The 844-nt window shown below is 38.0% G+C and carries 1 pseudogene; it reads right to left on the minus strand.

Annotated elements, in window-relative coordinates:
* A pseudogene (locus tag A3739_RS06920) lies at nt 1-807 on the minus strand (methyl-accepting chemotaxis protein); the annotation flags it as partial.
* Between the last annotated feature and the right edge of the window lie 37 nt (nt 808-844).

An 844-nucleotide genomic window follows, 5' to 3' on the forward strand; every position in this document is an offset into this window, starting at 1 on the left:
AGACTCTTTCAAACTAAGTGAAATATCATGCAGAAAATTTTGCATCGAATTTGATGCCTTTGAAAGATTACCTAGCTCATCTTCGCGTGTGGTATCAATGTCGTTATCTAAATTTCCCTTACTAATATTTGAGATTACATTAATAAGCGTTTGACACGGTTCGATTATGGCTTTATTGATCACAAATATTGAGACAATCGAAAACATCAAAATCAAAACGAGTAACGCGATATTAATAACATATAGTCTAGAACTCGATGTTTCCGACACTGCAGTGCTTTTCTCTAGAGCATGCTGTTCGATAATACTTGCAGCTTGACTCAATAACTTCGCGGGTTCACGATCAATACCCGCAACTGCTTTATCTCCAGCAGTATGTTCAAAGCCAGCATCGACAAATGCATCAAATCCTTTACGGTAAGCCGTTCCCATTTGTTGATGTGATTTTAAAAAACTCGAGACTAAGTCGCGCGCTTCACCCTCTTCCAATATTCTTAGCAAGGCTTCGCCATTCTGTTGCACATCATTCTCACGATCTTGAAAACGCTGCCAATATTTAGTTCTCTGATTATCATCCGCACCACGCAATAGTGTATTCTTCCATTCCTGCACTTGAGTTTTGAATTCAATTAGCATGTAAGTTATAAGTCGTTCGCTCGCAATATCCTTCGTTATCAAATTATTGAAGCTATTGACCCCTTTTAAAGCGGAGCTAAAAGAAGCAAGGGAAGCACAAAAAATCGCTAATGAGCTTATCGCGATGATTGCCATCAATTTATTTCGAATACTACGTTTCAACCAACTCATTTAATCTCCGTATATCTAAGTTTGTCTAAATCGCACA

The sequence above is a fragment of the Oleiphilus sp. HI0067 genome (assembly GCF_001635735.1).